Source organism: Phaeodactylibacter sp., assembly GCF_022763345.1.
Lineage (GTDB): Bacteria > Bacteroidota > Bacteroidia > Chitinophagales > Saprospiraceae > Phaeodactylibacter.
In genome coordinates this window covers 68,695-85,605 of sequence record NZ_JALEGS010000065.1, presented here as the reverse complement: position 1 = coordinate 85,605, position 16,911 = coordinate 68,695, and the positions used below count along the sequence as shown (strand labels likewise).

General features: G+C 51.7%; 15 protein-coding genes. 8 read left to right on the top strand and 7 right to left on the bottom strand.

Annotated features, from left to right (window positions below; translation table 11 throughout):
• Positions 1-37: 37 nt before the first annotated feature.
• The 4 genes from MRY86_RS18090 (at position 38) to MRY86_RS18075 (ending at position 5,747) form a co-directional block, all read left to right on the top strand.
• Entirely contained in the window at positions 38-1,471 is a 1,434-nt protein-coding gene (locus MRY86_RS18090) for a hypothetical protein (RefSeq protein WP_293570152.1), read from the top strand.
• A gap of 103 nt (positions 1,472-1,574) precedes the next feature.
• Positions 1,575-3,467 carry a phosphoglycerate dehydrogenase gene (gene serA, locus MRY86_RS18085; RefSeq protein ID WP_293570150.1) on the top strand — a complete coding sequence of 631 codons (1,893 nt, stop codon included), beginning with the start codon at positions 1,575-1,577 and terminating at the stop codon, positions 3,465-3,467.
• Positions 3,468-3,560: 93 nt separating this feature from the next.
• Positions 3,561-5,039, top strand: a complete 1,479-nt coding sequence (locus MRY86_RS18080) for a DUF5687 family protein (RefSeq protein ID WP_293570148.1) — start codon at positions 3,561-3,563, stop codon at positions 5,037-5,039.
• Entirely contained in the window at positions 5,040-5,747 is a 708-nt protein-coding gene (locus tag MRY86_RS18075) for an ABC transporter ATP-binding protein (RefSeq protein WP_293570146.1), read from the top strand. It abuts the gene before it with no gap.
• Here the strand turns inward: MRY86_RS18075 and MRY86_RS18070 are convergent.
• Positions 5,744-5,947 (bottom strand): cold shock domain-containing protein, encoded by a 204-nt coding sequence (locus MRY86_RS18070; protein WP_293570145.1) that lies wholly within the window; start codon positions 5,945-5,947, stop codon positions 5,744-5,746. The genes MRY86_RS18075 and MRY86_RS18070 overlap by 4 nt on opposite strands.
• A 42-nt stretch (positions 5,948-5,989) precedes the next feature.
• On the opposite strand from MRY86_RS18070, the gene MRY86_RS18065 reads away from it, so the two are divergent.
• From MRY86_RS18065 to MRY86_RS18050, 4 genes are all read left to right on the top strand, one after another.
• Complete coding sequence (locus tag MRY86_RS18065) at positions 5,990-6,925, top strand: UDP-3-O-(3-hydroxymyristoyl)glucosamine N-acyltransferase (RefSeq protein ID WP_293570144.1); 936 nt, start codon at positions 5,990-5,992, stop codon at positions 6,923-6,925.
• Positions 6,926-6,991: 66 nt separating this feature from the next.
• Positions 6,992-8,002, top strand: a complete 1,011-nt coding sequence (locus MRY86_RS18060; protein WP_293570143.1) for a virulence RhuM family protein — start codon at positions 6,992-6,994, stop codon at positions 8,000-8,002.
• The gene (locus MRY86_RS18055) at positions 7,999-9,312 is read left to right on the top strand and encodes a restriction endonuclease subunit S (protein ID WP_293570141.1); all 1,314 of its coding nucleotides are present in this window, start codon (positions 7,999-8,001) and stop codon (positions 9,310-9,312) included. The genes MRY86_RS18060 and MRY86_RS18055 overlap by 4 nt, the downstream gene beginning before the upstream one ends.
• A 110-nt stretch (positions 9,313-9,422) precedes the next feature.
• Complete coding sequence (locus MRY86_RS18050) at positions 9,423-10,583, top strand: RNA-binding domain-containing protein (RefSeq protein WP_293570139.1); 1,161 nt, start codon at positions 9,423-9,425, stop codon at positions 10,581-10,583.
• Between the two features lie 12 nt (positions 10,584-10,595).
• Here the strand turns inward: MRY86_RS18050 and MRY86_RS18045 are convergent, their stop codons facing one another.
• Genes MRY86_RS18045 through MRY86_RS18020 form a run of 6 tightly spaced genes read right to left on the bottom strand, consistent with a single transcriptional unit; the run spans position 10,596 to position 16,902 of the window.
• Entirely contained in the window at positions 10,596-12,323 is a 1,728-nt protein-coding gene (locus MRY86_RS18045) for a BatD family protein (RefSeq protein ID WP_293570138.1), read from the bottom strand.
• Positions 12,324-12,335: 12 nt separating this feature from the next.
• Positions 12,336-12,989, bottom strand: coding sequence for a BatD family protein (locus MRY86_RS18040; protein WP_293570136.1), 654 nt, complete (start codon positions 12,987-12,989; stop codon positions 12,336-12,338).
• A gap of 51 nt (positions 12,990-13,040) precedes the next feature.
• A complete protein-coding gene (locus MRY86_RS18035; RefSeq protein ID WP_293570134.1) occupies positions 13,041-13,820 on the bottom strand; it encodes a tetratricopeptide repeat protein in 780 nt (259 codons plus the stop codon).
• A 4-nt stretch (positions 13,821-13,824) separates the two neighbouring features.
• Positions 13,825-14,862, bottom strand: a complete 1,038-nt coding sequence (locus tag MRY86_RS18030) for a VWA domain-containing protein (RefSeq protein WP_293570132.1) — start codon at positions 14,860-14,862, stop codon at positions 13,825-13,827.
• Positions 14,863-14,893: 31 nt separating this feature from the next.
• Positions 14,894-15,901, bottom strand: a complete 1,008-nt coding sequence (locus tag MRY86_RS18025) for a VWA domain-containing protein (RefSeq protein ID WP_293570130.1) — start codon at positions 15,899-15,901, stop codon at positions 14,894-14,896.
• On the bottom strand, positions 15,898-16,902 hold the full coding sequence (locus tag MRY86_RS18020; protein ID WP_293570128.1) for a hypothetical protein: 1,005 nt from the start codon (positions 16,900-16,902) through the stop codon (positions 15,898-15,900). Before MRY86_RS18020 ends, MRY86_RS18025 begins: the two co-directional genes overlap by 4 nt.
• Positions 16,903-16,911 lie beyond the last annotated feature (9 nt).

The following is a 16,911-nucleotide window of genomic DNA, read 5'->3' as shown; positions in this document are numbered from 1 at the left end:
TTTTTGATAAAATAAAAATTTAATTTTTTTACCTAAAATGGCTTCTATAAACACCGCTGTGCTTTCCAATGATAGCCAACTGATGCAGCTTTTTGGCCGACTCTCGTCCAGTCATCTGCGCCAGCTTCGGCTGTATTTAAAATCCCCATATTTCAACCGGCGGGACGATGTCTATGCGCTTTTTGAATACCTGCGTGCAGACCTGAAGCGGAAGAACCCAAAACGCGGCCGGAAGGAAGTCTTTGCTGCAATCTATCCAGGTGAATCCTTGGATGGCGGCAAGTTGAACCTGGTCGTCCACCTGTTGCTCAACCACATCAAACGGTTTCTGGCGCTTCAGGAGTTTGAGGAGAAAGAACAGATGCAGGAGCTCTACCTTTGCCGGTCTTTACGTCAATTAGATGCTGAAAAGGCCTACAAAAAAGCCTTTTCAAAGCTTAAAGAAGACCTGCAGCGCTCCCCTTACCGCAATGTAGGGTACCACTATCTCAACTACCAGTTGCTTGAGGAAGAGTACGTACACACCGCGAGCCAAAGCCGGGCCGGGCGTATGAACCTGGAAGAATTAACCCGGGAACTGACTGTTTTTTACCTTGCCGATATCCTCCGCCACAGTTGTTCCATGCTCACCGCACAAAGCATTGGCAAAGAAGCCTATCAGCTAGAGTTGCAGGAAGAAGTATTGCGCTACGTGGAACGATCGCCAGTGAAAAATACGCCTGCGATTGCCATTTATCATCGGGTTTACCACCTGCTGGCCAATATGGAATCTGTGGATGAAGAGGGGTTCAATGCTCTTGAGAAACTGATCGAACAACACTGGCAGCAGTTCCCTCCTCATGAAATACGTGACATTTACCTGCTTGCGATCAATTACTGTATTCAGTGGCTCAACCGGGGGCAACGGCAGTTCATCGCCAAAGCCCTTAGGCTTTACAAGCTTGCCCTGGAGCGGGGTATCCTGCTCGAAAATGGGCAACTTTCCAAGTTTACCTACAACAATGTCCTTATGCTTGCGCTCGCCAGTCAGGAACTGGACTGGGCAGATTACTTTCTGCACGAATTCAGGAATAAACTTCCGGAAAAAGAGCGGGAAAGTATTTTCCATTACAACCTGGCGGTGTATTACTTCCGCAAACCCGATCACGACAAAGCACTCAGCCTGCTTAATCAGCAGCTTGCCTTCGACGATATTTTCTACAACCTCAACAGCCGCTCAATGTTGCTTCAGATTTACTATGAAAAGGGCTTGTTTGACTTACTCACTTCCCATTTAGACAGCTTCACGACCTATATCAGCCGGAAGAAGCAACTGGGCTACCACCGCGACAATTACCTCAACTTGATTCAGTTCGTGAAAAAATTGCTCAACCTTCCCAAAGGAGATAAAGCGGGGCGGGCGCAATTGCGGGAAAGCATCACTGCTACCAAGGCACTGGCGGATAAGCAGTGGCTACTGGGGCAGGTGTAGATCAAATAACTCTTCCCTTGCCCATCGTAACTTAATGAAAATTTAACCCAATTAGTGACCCAAATCTCAAAAACCTAAGCCGAAGCGTATTAGTTTTGCCCGCATGATTAAGCCGATTAACCTCATTATCGACTTTGACAGCACTTTTACACGGGTAGAAGCGCTGGACGTGCTGGCTGAGATCGTCCTGGAGGGCGACCCCCGGCAAAGCTTTGTGCTGGACAAAATTCAGGACATTACCAATAAGGGCATGGATGGCTCGCTCGACTTCCGGGCTTCTCTGGAGCAGCGCCTGGATTTGCTGCAGGCTGACCGGCGCGATATTGAGGAGCTGGCCGAACGCCTTAAAGGGCAGATTTCCCACTCTTTCCTGCGCAATCAGGAATACTTTAAATCCTTGCGGGAATCCATCTTCATTGTTTCCAATGGGTTTACGGATTTTATCAAGCCTGTGGTGGCCCACTACGGGCTCAATCCGGAGCGGGTGATTGCCAATGAATTTATTTACGATGAGGCGGGGAACATCATTGGCTTTAATAAAGATAACCCCCTGTCCCGAAATGGCGGTAAATCAGAAGTGATCAAGAAGCTGGACCTGAAAGGCGATGTGTACGTCATAGGGGACGGGGCCAACGACCTGGAAATCCGTAAGGCCGGATATGCCAATAAATTTTACTTGTTTACAGAAAATGTAGAGCGCGAGAAGGTCATGGCAGAAGCCGACCACATTGCGCCTAATTTAGATGAAATCTTATACGAACTGAAGATGAGCAGATCTCTATCCTATCCGAAAAACCGGATCAAAGTGCTCCTGCTGGAGGGCGTGCATCCGCAAGCTGTTGAGTTGTTCGAAAAAGAAGGCTATCAGGTGGAGTACCTGACTTCCTCGCTTTCTGAGGACGAATTGTGCGAGAAAATTACGGATGTCAATGTCATTGGCATTCGTTCGAAGACCCATATTACGGAAAAGGTGATCAAAAGCGCAAAACGCCTGATCAATGTGGCAGCCTTTTGCATTGGCACCAATCAGATTGACCTCGATGCCTGCACCCGGCATGGCGTGGCGGTATTCAATGCGCCCTACAGCAATACCCGCTCGGTGGTGGAACTGGCGATCGCTGAGATCATCATGCTGGTACGCAACCTGCCGGACAAGGCACGCGCTATGCACAATGGGAAATGGGAAAAGTCAGCTGCCGGTGCTCAGGAGGTCCGCGGCAAAAAGCTGGGCATCGTAGGCTATGGCAACATCGGTGCGCAGCTTTCTGTGGTCGCGGAGGCCATGGGCATGGACGTTTACTACTACGATCTGGAAGAAAAGCTGGCGCTGGGCAATGCCACCAAGTGCGATAGCCTGGAAGAACTGCTTGGGCTGGTGGATGTAGTGACCCTCCACGTGGATGGCCGCCCGGAAAACAACAACATCTTTGGGGCGAAGCAATTCGAAATGATGAAGGACGGTGCGATCTTCATTAATCTGGCCCGGGGCAAAGTCGTGGATGTGAAAGCGCTTCGGGAGAACATCCTTTCCGGAAAGCTCAAGGGCTGTGCCGTGGATGTTTTTCCCCGCGAGCCCAAGAGCAACGATGAGCCTTTCGAATCCGAGCTGATGGGGCTGCCGAATACCATTCTTACGCCTCACATTGGCGGCTCTACGGCCGAAGCACAGGAGAATATTGGGAGTTTTGTGCCCAACAAGGTCATACAGTACATCAATACGGGCAGCACCGCAGGCAGCGTCAACTTTCCGAACCTACAGCTGCAACCCGTGCACAACGCACACCGCCTGCTGCACATCCACCACAACGTGCCTAAAGTACTGGCGCATATCGATCAGATTCTGGCTAAGCACAACATCAATATCCTCAGCCAATACCTCAAGACCAACGAGCAGATTGGCTATGTGATTACGGATGTGGACCGGGCCTACGATGATGACCTGCTCGAAGAACTCAAGCAGATTGAGCCGACGATCTGGTTCCGGGTGCTGTATTAGGTCTTTGTCGAAATTCTATCCTGAATAATCGGGAAATTGCCAGCAAAACTATCGAAGACCGTATCTTGAGTTGGAAATCAGAACACCCAATTCATGATACGGTCTTTACTGTTACAAAGCTGGCAGGCACAGGTACGTTCGCCCTTTTGGGAACGTGGCCTTGTGGTCAATATTCTTTTAGGGCTACTGGCCCTTTATCTGCTTGCCAACTTCCTTTTCGCAGGCTACTTCCTGGACGTCATCCTTCAAAACACCGTTCCCGACGAGCACCCTATTGCTGCGCTGAGTGGTATTTTCTTTTTTACGTGGATTGCCGGGCTGCTCTTCCGCTTTCTGGTGCAGAGCTTTCCGGTGATTGATATACAGCCCTACTTGCTGTTGCCGGTCAAGCGCAGCAAGCTCTTTCATTACCTGCTGTTCCGCTCTGTATTTAATGTGGTCAACCTCTTCCCGCTGGTCTTTATCTTGCCCTTTACCTTCAAGGTGGTGTCTACGGAATACGGGGCGGTGGCGCAGTTGGCGTGGATTGTGAGCGTGATGTGCCTGGCGCTGTTCAACAACTTCGTGGGCTTTTACCTCAAGCGGCAGTTCAATATGAGCCCGTTTGCCATACTGGGCGCTTTCGTGGTGCTGTGTGGCATTGCCTATGCGGATACGCAGGAGTTGCTGCCGCTTTCAGATGCTTTCGCCAATGCATTTATGGCGATTCTTGCCAATCCGGTGTTATCCCTTATCCCGGTCGCCCTGGTGGTACTAGCTTACCAACTGCCGTTCCGGGCCCTGCGCTCCAATGCTTACCTGGATGCGGTGGAAGGCCGGAAAGGCCGGGTGGAAAGCACAGAAGGCATTGCGGCCCTCCGGCGATTGGGCATGGCCGGGCAGTTTGTACAAATGGAGCTGTTGCAAATCGCCCGCAACAAACGGCCGAAAACGATGCTGCTGATGGCGGTGCTCATCCTGTTCTACCCCTTCTTTTCTCTGGAATACCTGGAAAACGGGGAGTCCTTCAGTATGGTGTTTCTGTTCACCCTCATGGCTACTACTTTTCCTATGGCCACATACGGGCAATTCTTAATCGCCTGGGAGAGCAGCTTCTTCAATATGCTGATGGCCCGCCGCGTACCGCTGATGGAGTACATGAAAGGCAAGTACTACCTTTTTACCCTCTTCAACGTAGCCGCATTTTGTGTATGTCTGCTGTACGGCCTGGCAGATATTCGCATGATCCCGATTGTGGTGGTCTCCTTCCTGGTCAATATGGGGATTACTGCTTATATTATTCTTTTCCTGAGTACCTACAACAGCCGACCGGTGAATCCGGAGAAGAGTGCGTTTATGAACTGGGAAGGCGTAGGGGCATCGCAGTTTCTGCTGGTGCTGCCGGCGTTTTTCCTGCCGGTGGTTATCCATTTGCTGTTGCAGTGGGTATTGGGCTGGCAATGGGGCCTTGCGGTGCTCGGGATGATTGGCATAGTGGGCATACTGCTCCACCGCCCCATCATGCAAGCCGTTGTCCGGCAACTGAGCCGCCGCAAATATGATTTGATTGACGCTTACAAACAAGAAGTATAAATGATACATCTGGAACAACTCAGCAAAAAATACGGTGACAAAGTCGCACTGGATATTGAACAACTGGATATCCCCGCTGGAGAGCGCTTCGGATTGGTGGGCAATAACGGTGCAGGCAAAACCACCCTGTTTAGCCTGCTGCTCGACCTCATCCGCCCCACTACGGGCACTGTCTGGTCAAAGGAGACGGCCGTGAGCAACTCCGATACCTGGAAGGACTACACCGGCGCCTTCATTGACGAAAGCTTCCTGATTGGCTATCAGACGCCAGAGGAGTATTTCAACTTTGTGGGGCAGCTGTACGGCATGAACCCCTCGGATGTGAAGCTCTTCCTGGAACGTTTCACAGAGTTTTTCAATGGGGAGATTCTGGACAGCGGCAAGTACATTCGCAACATGTCTAAAGGCAACAAAAAGAAAATAGGTATTGCCGCGGCCCTCCTGGGCAGCCCTGAGCTGATCATTCTGGATGAGCCCTTCGCTAACCTCGACCCAAGTTCCCAAATCCGGTTGAAAAACCTCATCCGTGACCTGCCGCCGGAGCTAACGGTGCTGATTTCCAGCCATGACCTGGCGCATGTCACGGAGGTCTGTCAGCGCATCGTACTGCTGGAAGACGGCAAAGTCATCCGCGACATCAAGGATGCGCCTGAGCGTACGCTGGAGGAGCTGGAGGCGTACTTTTCAGGAGAGGAGCGGGTAAGCTAACCTTTCTCCGGCACTGGCTGCACCTCGTCTGCATAGGGCCCCTGCTTGTTTTCCCGCAGCACAAACCGGACTGCCATACCACGCTCAACGGGCTGTAGCAGGTTGCGGCGGTGCACATAGAACTCTTCGCGTGTCTCCGGCACCCGGATATAGCCGTAGCCTTTGTCCTGTAGAAAAAACTGTACCACGCCGGTCATCATAGGTTGGAAATCTTTACTTTTGGCAAAAGTAAACAATACACCATGAAGTTCTCCACGCCCATCCCCGTAACAGAGCTGGCTGAGCGCCTGGGGGCCGAGCTCATCGGCGATACATCCCTGCAGGCTACCGGCATTAATGAAATCCATCAGGTGCAGCCGGGCGACATCACTTTTGTGGATGTACGCAAGTACTTCAGCAAAGCGCTCAACTCTGCCGCTACGATCATTCTGGTCAACGAGCACGCCAAGTGCCCCGAGGGCAAAGCACTGCTGCTGTGTGAAAACCCCTTCGAGGCTTACAATCAGCTGGTGCTGTCAGAGCGGCCGGTGCAGCCTATGACCGCGGCCATTAGTGAGACAGCGGAGATCCACCCCACGGCTATCATTGAGCCTAATGTGGTTATCGGGCACCATGTGAAAATTGGGGCGCACACCTTCGTACAGTCCAATGTGACCATCAGCGAGCACACCCATATCGGCGCGCATGTGGAGATTCAGTCCGGCTCCGTCATTGGCTCGGATGCCTTCTACTTTAAGAAAACGGAGGCTGGCTATCAGCCCTGGCGCTCCGGTGGCCGGGTCATCATCGAAGACCGGGTGCGGATTGGCGCCGGTTGTACCATCAACAAAGGCGTCTCCGGCGACACCATCATCGGCGAGGGCACCAAGCTCGACTGTCAGGTGCATATCGGTCACGATGTGGTGATCGGCAAGCACTGTCTGTTTGCCGCGCAAGTGGGCATAGGGGGGAATACCAAAGTGGAAGACGAGGTGGTGCTCTACGGGCAGGTCGGCATTGCCCAAAACCTGGTCATTGGCCAAAAGGCGGTCATCCTCGCCAAGTCGGGCGTTTCCAAAAACCTGGAGGGAGAGAAAGTCTACTTTGGCTATCCGGCCAAGGAGGCGCGCATGGCATACCGGGAGCTGGCAGCGCTGCGGCATTTGCCGGAGTTTTATAGCGAGTATTATAGTAAATAGGCTCATTTATTTGTTTGATCTTCGGAGGAAAATTTATTGGAAGCGGAAAAAGAGTATTGGACTGATATGGAAGAAAAAAATCAAATCATCATCTATAATACCTCCGATGGCAAAGCCTCCGTTTCCCTATTCGCCAAAGACGGGAACGTTTGGATGAACCAAAAGCAACTGGCGGAGCTTTTTGATACCTCCAAGCAAAATATCGGGCAACATATAGCTAACATCCTGAAAGAAGGGGAGTTGGACGAGCATTCAGTTGTAAAGAATTACTTTACAACTGCCTCCGATGGCAAACAATACGAAGTCACTTTTTACGCCCTCGACATGATCCTCGCCATCGGCTTCCGGGTACGCAGCAAAAGGGGCACGCAGTTCCGGATATGGGCCAATAAAAACCTGAAAGAATATATGGTCAAAGGCTTCGTGATGGATGACGAACGCCTCAAAAACCCCGATGGCCGCCCGGACTACTTTGACGAGCTGCTGGACCGCATCCGCGACATCCGGGCTTCGGAAAAGCGCTTCTACCAAAAAGTCCGCGACCTCTTTGCGCTAAGCAGCGACTACGACGCTTCCGACAAGGCCACCCAGATGTTTTTTGCCGAAACCCAAAACAAACTACTCTACGCTGTCACCGGAAAAACCGCCGCCGAAATCATCGTATCCAGGGCGGATGATCAGGCGCCCAACATGGGCCTGACCTCCTGGAAAGGCAGCATCGTGCGCAAGGGAGATGTCATCATAGCCAAGAATTACCTCAGTCACGACGAGATCGACACCCTAAACCGCCTGGTGGTCATCTTCCTGGAAAGTGCGGAACTGCGCGCGAAAAACCGGCAGGACCTGACCATGGATTTTTGGCGCGCCAACGTGGACCGCATCCTCGAATTTCAGGATAAAGCCGTGCTGGACCATGTGGGCAGCATCTCCAAGGCGGACATGGAAAAGCAGGTGAAAGCCCTGTACGAACAATTTGATCAGCGTCGTAAAATAGCCGATGCCCGTACCGCCGATACGCAGGACCTCGAAGAGCTGAAGGCCCTGGAGGAGGAGATTAAAAAGAAGAAAGACGCATGAAACGATATGACAGCTATAAAGATTCCGGCATTGAGTGGATTGGGGAGATTCCGGAGCACTGGGGAGTGAGGAAGTTCAATTATTTGTTTTCCTTCTCAAGAGGTTTATCAATAACGAAGCAAGATTTAAAAGATGAAGGTGTGCCATGTGTAAACTATGGTGAGATTCACTCAAAGTTCGGTTTTGAAGTTAATCCAGAAAAAAATCGTTTGAAGTGTGTTGAAAATGAATATTTAGAAACTTCAGAGAAGTCCCTTTTAAATAGAGGAGATTTTATTTTTGCCGATACTTCTGAAGATATTGAAGGCTCTGGGAACTTTACACATTTGCATAGCGACATCCCCACTTTTGCTGGTTACCATACTATAATCGCCAAACAAAAAGAGAGCAAAAATTATCGGTATCTAGCTTACTTTTTTGACTCGTTGCATTACAGAAATCAAATCAGAAGTGAAGTTTCCGGCATAAAAGTATTTAGCATTACACAAGCAATTCTAAAAAACTCAAGTGTTGTAATTCCTACTCCTTCCGAACAAACCGCCATCGCCCGCTACCTCGACCGCAAGACCGTCGAAATAGACGCTCTCATCGCCGACAAAAAACGCCTGCTGGAGCTGTACGAAGAGGAAAAAACGGCTATTATCAATCAGGCGGTCACCAAGGGGCTGAATCCGGATGCGCCGATGAGGGATTCGGGTATTGAGTGGTTGGGGGAGGTGCCGGCGGAGTGGGAGGTTAGTAGGATGAAAAATATTTGTAGAGTTAGACAAGGTCTACAAATTCCAATTGAAGAAAGGTTTTTATCTCAAGTTGAAAATTCCCTTGAGTACATTACCATTCGGTCTATTAACAATCCTGATCAGCCAAAAGAGTTTATTGAAAACCCGCCAAATAATGTGATTTGCACAAAGAGTGATATTCTAATGGCTAGGACAGGAGCAACAGGAGAGCCAATCATTAATGTTGAAGGTGTATTCCATAATAACTTCTTTTTAATTGATTTCAATCGTGATGAAATCGATCGATTGTTTCTGTATTATTTCTTAAAAAGTAGCCGAATTAAAGAATATCTTTTACTAGTTGCAGGTACAACAACCATTCCAGATTTAAATCACGGGGCATTTTATAGCACACCCTTTTATGAATTTAGTAAAGAGGAACAAATCGAAATTGTCAACTTTCTCGAATCAGAAATTAATCGAGTTGACAAACAAGTAAAACGTACTCAAAAGCTAATCGCACTACTAACCGAATACCGCACCGCCCTGATCAGCGAGGTCGTGACGGGAAAGGTAAAAGTGGCGGACTAATTGTATATTTATAACAAGACCGAAATCCACAATCAAGCTGAGTCAATGAATGATTTTTTTCAACACGGGAGCCGGTGGGCTCTCGACCGCAGGAAAAACGTATACCAACTATGGAAGCGCTAGAGGTATTAGACATCATAGCAGGAGGAGAGACCAGCAAGGCCCAATTCAAGCTGAACGTGACCAATGCGACCAGTATCGCACAGGAAATAGTAGCCTTTGCCAATACCAAAGGCGGCTTGATCATCATCGGGGTCAATGATAAAACAGGGTCTGTTGAAGGCTTGTCTTATCAGGATATTCAGCGCATTAATAATTTGCTAACTACCGCAGCTAACGAGCATGTTAAGAGCCCCATTAGCATTGAAACAGAAACGGTGGAGGTGGAACCGGAGAAACGGATTATAGTGGCAAGGGTTCCGGAAGGCATTAGCAAGCCCTACAAGGATAAAGACGGGCTGGTTTTTGTGAAGAATGGCTCAGATAAACGAAAAGTGACCAGCAATGAAGAATTGAGGCGCATGTTGCAAAGCAGTGGGGGCCTTTATGCCGAGGAGCAAGTATTGCCGCATTGCACCTATGCCGACATTGATTGGGATAAGTTCAGCCATTTTTATGAAACCACCTACGAAGAGCCTGCTGAGCCGGACCAGGAACGCAAGTTTGAAAATCTCCGACTCGGCCAAGACGGCAAGCCCAATCTAGCCGGAGCATTGCTTTTTACCAACAACCCGCAAAAATCCCTCACTGGTTTTTTTATCACCGCCATTTGGTTTTGGGGCAATGAACTTGAGGCGGATAGCTACCGGGCATCTGATTATTTAAGGGGTACGTTACCCGAGCAATTTAGTCAGGCCAGGGACTTTTTGATGAGGACACTGCACAAAGTACAAAGCGGCGACACCTTCAACAGTCCCGGCGTACTGGAAATTCCTAAAGTCGTTTTAACGGAGCTACTGACCAACGCCCTGATTCACCGGGATTACTTCATTAAGGATACCATCAAGCTATACATCTTTGAAAACAGGGTTGAAATCATCAGCCCGGGCAGATTGCCCAACAATCTGACCGTAGAGCAAATGAAAAGGGGGATTCGCAAAAAGCGAAATGACATCCTTGATTCCCTGGCTCCGAATTTACTGGAATACAAAGGAGCGGGCAGTGGGGTCTTGCGCGCGCTAAAAGCCTATCCCCACATTGATTTCATCAATGATATCGAAGCGGAGCAGGTCAGGGTTGTGATTCATCGTACGGCAAATTTGGGAACATGAGCATCACCACCGCTACACCGCCTTTTCCATACCCGCAATAGCCTGCGTAGCCCGCTCGTAGACCGTTTCCATTTTGCCAGCATCTGCCTGCCCGGCAAACAGTGCCATTTCGCAGTCCTGCACGATGCTCATCACGGTTTCGATTAAGCTTTCGTCCAAATCCAACTCCTGAAGGCGCTGGCGCAGGGAGCTCTTACTCATGGAAGACCGGGGGATTTGCAATTTATCACCTACGTAGCCCAAAATAGCTTTAGACACTTCATCATAAAACGCCCGGCTGTCGCCCGCCTTCAGATGAGATTTGGCCTGACTCAGGCGCTCCTGCGCCACGCCCCGGGCGGCTTGCATCCGCCGCTCATTTGGGTCGATATCATCTTGTCTGGCCCGGTGCCTGCGCCATCCCAATAGCCCGCCAAACAGCAATAAAGGTGCTGCGATTAGCCCCCAGAACAGCGCACTTCCCAAAAAAGGCGCACGGGTTTGAGTCAGCCCGGGGTTGAGCATCAGTGGGCCAATATCTTCGGTTTCGTTCAGGCTTGCTGTTGCCCGGCCCGGCTGTCCGGTACCCTGCTTCACATATATCGAAAAGGACTGGTCCGCAAGAGTGACGTATTTCGCACTGTCGGGCGAGAAGTAAGTGAATTTGGGCGTGAACTCGTAATCGCCGGGTACTTTGGGCAGCAGCAGGTATTCAAAAACCTTTTTTCCTTCGATAGATGCATTGAGTTCCAGATTGGTTTCTTCCACAGCTTTGGGCTCATATACCTCGAAGCCTTCCGGCAAGTCTAGCGCGGGCGCTTCCACCCTTTTGATGTCCCCGGAGCCCCGAACGGTAAGGATGAAGGTGAGGGCATCATCAGTGGTTGCGGTTTTGGAGCTTAGGTCGGGGCGGATCTGGTAGTCACCCACGGCTCCGGTAAAGCTTTCCGGCGCACCGGCGGGCAAGGGCAGCACTTCGATGTTGACGGTCTCGGTAGCCGCCGGATAAGGCCGCACTTCGGGTGTGAAGAAAAAGCTGCGGCTGCGTTTGGCGCCTTCCTTTACCACGCCCAGTTGAACATTCATAGGCTCGATGGTCAGCTGCCCGGTCTGCTGCGGGAAGAGGGCAATGCGCTTGAGCACCTTCGTAGTGTACTGCACGCCATTGATGACTTCCCGCATTACCCGGCCGTTGAACCGGCGCACATCCTGCACGAAAAAGCCCTGGTAACCGGACTCTTCCAGGATATTGAAGCTTTCCACATCAAGGGTGGTATAGAGCTTGTAATCCAGCAGGATTTGCTGGCCCACGTAGGCGGTTTCAGTAGAGGGCTCTGCGCGGATGAAGACCTGCTCTTCTGCTCCAGGATCGCCTTTTCGCCCCTTTACGACCTCTATTGTCAGCGGCTTGGTCCGCAGGGTGGTACGGCTCACTTTTATGCTGGCACTGCCAATAGTGAACGTACCGGTGCGCCTTGGCTTCAGGGTGTAAGAATAGGCTTGTGTGCGGCTTACCTGTCCGTTGATCATGGAGGTGCTGACCGCCTGGCTCGGCCCGGAAACCACCAGGAAGTCTTCAAAAGACGGAGGTGAAAACTGCCCACCCTGCGCATTGGAAAGCGTGAAGGTGACTTCAAAATAGCTGTTTTCCAATACGCGGCGGGCATCAGTGGTGGCCTCAAATGTAGTTTGTGCGCTCAGGGTACCTGCTGTAAGGAGCATCGCGAAACACGCGGTAACATACATTCGGATCATAGCCATGGTAGATATGATTTACAATTTAAAAGTTTTGCGCTTTTTGCCAGGCCGACCTTCCTGCTCACCTTCCGGCAGCTCGTAAGGCTGCAACTGATGAAATTCGCGCATCAGGCTGTCGATGTTAAAAGAGTCGCCGAAGCCCGGCATCATGAATTCTTCCATGTTGAAGTTTTCAAACCCAGGGAAACTGAAATCCCCAAAACCGCGCATGTCAAAATCCTCAAAGCCCGGCATACTGAACTGTAGCATCGGCTGCTGCCCGGGTGCGGGCCCTTGCTGAATGCCATCCGGGTTAGACACGACCGTAATTTCGATTGGGGCCGTCTCCAGATACTGATCGCCTACCTTGATGCTGGCCGGCTCGATGTAGTAATTGCCAATATCCTCGGGCATCAGGTGGAAAGTGTAGGTGAGCCGCTGTGTGGTGCGCCCGTTGACCATGCTCATGCTGGAGGCGTAATTGGGCCCGCTCACTACGCTAAAGCCATTGAAGTAGGGCGCCTGGAAGTCTTGCCCCTGTCCGTTTTCAAGAATGAAGCGGACCTGCAGCATATTGCCCATGAGTAGAGAATCGGTGTTGACTTCAACGGTGAAGCGCACCTCACTTTGCTGAGCGCGGAGCATGGAAAGGCTCAGCAATGCCAATGTAACAAAGAGTACCTTTTTCATGATTCCAATGGTTTTTTATTTACAATGACAACGTTTCCTGCCAAAGGGTTGTTACCAGTCCTTTTCCTTTTTCACGGGTTGCCCTTTTTCGGCTTTGCGCAGCTTTTCGAGTACCTGTAGTTCTTCTTCCTCTATGATGCGCAGCAGGCGGCGGGCTTCCTCTTCAGAGAGTTCCCGTTTCTCCATATTCTTTTGCTGGTCGCTTTCGCCCTGTTGTTGCTCGGAGGCTTGCTGTTCGCTCGGGTTTTGGTCTTCGCCTTCCGATTGTTGTTCCTGCTGTTGCTGTTGGTTTTGTTGCTGCTGCTCGTCCTGATTCTGCTGCTGATTGTTCTGTTGTTGTTGCTGCTGGTCCTGTTTTTCCTGATCCTCGTTCTGCTCGTCGTTTTGCTGTTGCTGTTGTTGTTGCATCTTCAGCTGCCGCTGCGCCTGAGCGAGGTTGTACTGTGTGGACCGGTCGCCGGGGCGTTCCCGGAGCGCATTTTTAAAAGCTTCCACACTTTTTTCGTATTCCTGGGCTTCAAAGTGGGCATTGCCCATGTTGTGGTAAGCCTGCGCCCGTACCTCGGTATTGTCGGCATTTTCGATCACATGCTCATAGCGCCGTACTGCCTCGTCATAGCGTCCCTGTTGGTAGATGGCATTGCCGAGATTGTAATGTCCACGGGCGGTGCTGTTGGCTTCCAGCGATTTCCGGTAAGCTTCTTCTGCACCCGCATAGGCTTCTTCCTTGTAGGCCTCATTGCCTTCGCGCAGCAGCCGGTGCACCGACTGTGCAGACAGGGTGGCTTGCGCCAAAAAGAGCCCCGGAATGATTGCAATAAGCCATCTCATGGTATTACGCATTTTCTCCAAATAAATTTTGATTTCTGCCTTTGCCGCTGCTCCGGTATGGCATCAGGAATTCCAACACGAGCAGCAGTATAGCGATGCCAACAAACCACTGAAAAGAACTTTCAAACTCCGAAAAGCTACGCTGCTCAAAGGCGCGCTTTTCCATCTTGTCGATGCGTTCCTTCAGGGCATTGACTACGGCGTCGCTTCCCGCAGAGAGGTTGAAATAATTGCCATTGCCGGCTTTGGCGATGTCCCGGAGGACCGCTTCATTAAGGCGGGAACGAACGGGGTTGCCCTGTTGGTCGCGTTTGTACATCTCCCGGCCGTTTTGCCTGATGGTAATGAAGCTTCCTTCGGTCGTGCCTACTCCCACGGTGTAGAGAATGAGCCCATCTTCTGCGGCAGCTTCGGCAGCAGCCAGGGCTTCCTCTTCGTGGTTTTCGCCATCTGTAATGATAATTAACGCCTTGTGGCTCTTGTTGTTGTCTTCGAAAGACTCCCCTGCCAGCTCAATGGCTTCCGCAATAGCGGTGCCCTGATTGCCAATCATATCGGGGCTGGCCGACCGCAGGGATAGCTGAATGGCGTTGTAATCGGTGGTAATTGGTGATTGCAGGAAGGCGCTCCCGGCAAAGACGACCATGCCAAGGCGTTCGGCCCTCAGCCCTTCCACCAGTTCCTGCCCAAAGCGCCGTGCCCGCTCCAGCCGGCTGGGAGTGATGTCGGTGGCGAGCATGCTCTGGGAGAGGTCAAAGGCAATGATAATGTCGACGCTCTTGCGCTTGTACTTTTGCAGTTTGGCCCCGTACTGCGGATTAGCCCAGCCAACGGCAAGCAAGGCTACAGCGAGCATCAGCAGCCCAAACTTCAGGTACTGCCGGTAGCGGGAGACCTGCGGCATGAGCTGCTCCATAAGGCTGTGGTTGCCAAAACGCCCGATCGCCCGCTTCCGTGCTCTCCATGCCGCCCAAAAAAACAGGCCCAGCAGCGGTAGCAGCAGCAGTGCGTATAAATGTTCGGGATGTTCGAGTTGTAGCATGCCTTGGTTGTTTTGCAAAAAAAAATGGGCTTTACGGGATCGTGCGCAATACGGTATACCGCAGCAGGGCTTCCACCAGCAATATAACAAGCCCCCAAAAAACGAAGGGGTGGAAAGCCTCGTTGTAGCGCTTGATCACCGTCACTTCAATTTTGCTTTTTTCCAGTTGGTCAATCTGATTGTAAATCTGCTGCAGGCTTTCCGCAGAAGTGGCCCGGAAATAGGCGCCTTGTGTCATTTCTGCAATGTCCCGCAGCAGGGCTTCGTCAATTTCCACCCGGGCCCGCCCGAAGATGTAGCGGCCATCGCTGCGGCGGCTGATGGGCGTCAGGGCATCGCCGGTGGAGCCCACGCCAATGGTGTAAACTTTAATGCCGATTTTCTGAGCGATTTGGGCGGCCATTTCTGGCTGTATGTACCCTGCGTTATTAACGCCATCGGTTAGAAGGATAGCGATTTTACTCTTGGCTTCGCTGCTTTCCAGGTGGCGCACGGCCGTAGCGAGCCCCATGCCAATAGCTGTACCGTCCTGCAACTCTCCGCATTCCAGTTCACCCAAAAAGCCTTTCAAGATGCGGTGGTCAACAGTCAGCGGGCATTTGGTGAAGGCCTCTCCGGCAAAAATGGCCAGCCCGATCCGGTCGTACGGGCGCTTATCAACGAAGTCGCTGGCCACCGCTTTGCTGACTTCCAGGCGGTTGGGCTCGAAATCTTGCGCGAGCATACTGCTGGAGAGGTCGATGGCAAGCATAATGTCTACGCCCTCCGCATTCACCTCCTCCTCTTTCAGGACTTCCTGGGGCCGGGCCATGGCGATCACAAGCGACCCAAAAGCCAGCGCTCTGAATACAGGCAGCAGCCCTCTCAATCTGCCCCGCCACGACTGCATGCCCTGCACACTCGCCAGGCTGGGCATACGCAGCGTCGCGTAGTGCTGCCAGCGCTTGCGCAAATAGTACCAGCCTACTACAGGCAACAGCAGCAAGAGGAGGAAAAACTCCGGATTGACAAATTCTATGTTGGGGCTGAATATGCTCATGATGCTTCCTTGTCGTCCTCCGCTTTTTCGTAGGTCTCAATGGTGCCACTCTCGTAAATGGCGGCCATCAGCCGGGGGTTATCAGTATCGCGAATGAACTGCCGCAGCCGCTGCATGGCTTCTTCGTGGAAGGCTACTTCCGGTTCTGCTTTCGCAAACTTGACCAGGTCGGCGGTTTGCAGCAGCCTGCGCAGTGTCTGTACCTGTTCGGCGGAAAGCGCATGGCCCTCCAGGTGCTGTACGATGGTGTCGGTGGTCGACTCCAGGGCCCGGATGCCGTACCGGCGCTCCAGGTAAAAGCGGGCCTGATAGGTCAGTTCACTGTGGTAGCCTTTGATATCGCCCTGCTGCCAGCGTTTTTCTGCTTCCAGGGCGTTGAGGCGCTCCATCATCAGGGCGCGCAGGGTGGTGCGGCGAGGTGGTTTGGGCGGTGCTGAAGCAGCCTTTCGGTTTTGCCGGAAAAAGTAAATCAGCAAACCGATGATGAGTAGGGCAGCGATGCCCACCAGGTACGGGGCATAGTCCCGCAACGTCATCGGCTCCTCAATAATATCCTTGATCGGCATCAGGCGGGTGGTATCGCTGGCCACATCCATGGTGCGGATCAGAATGGATGCGTTGTCGCTTTGTATTTGTTCCTGTTGACCGTTCGTGGTGTAGGTCAGGGTGACGGGAGGGATGGTGTAGCGGCCTTCTTCCCAAAAGATTAGCTTCAGGTCCAGGGTACTGACCGAGTGGGCGCCTTCGCCGGCTTTATCGAGGCGCTTAGCGTCCAGGACTTCCATGTTGTCCTGATTTTCCAATGCCCGGTAGTCGAAGGCATCAATCGTGGTACCGGCTTCGGCCACCGCTACAATCTGCAAGGGAACAGCTTCGCCAAACAAGGCGGTTTCCTGCTCGAGGACCACCAAAATGCTGGGTTGAGCCCAAGCCGAAGCCGACCAGCCCAGGAGCAGGAGGGTCAGAAGGGGCAGCCAGTGATTTCGGTGTCGGTTGATCATAAATTACCC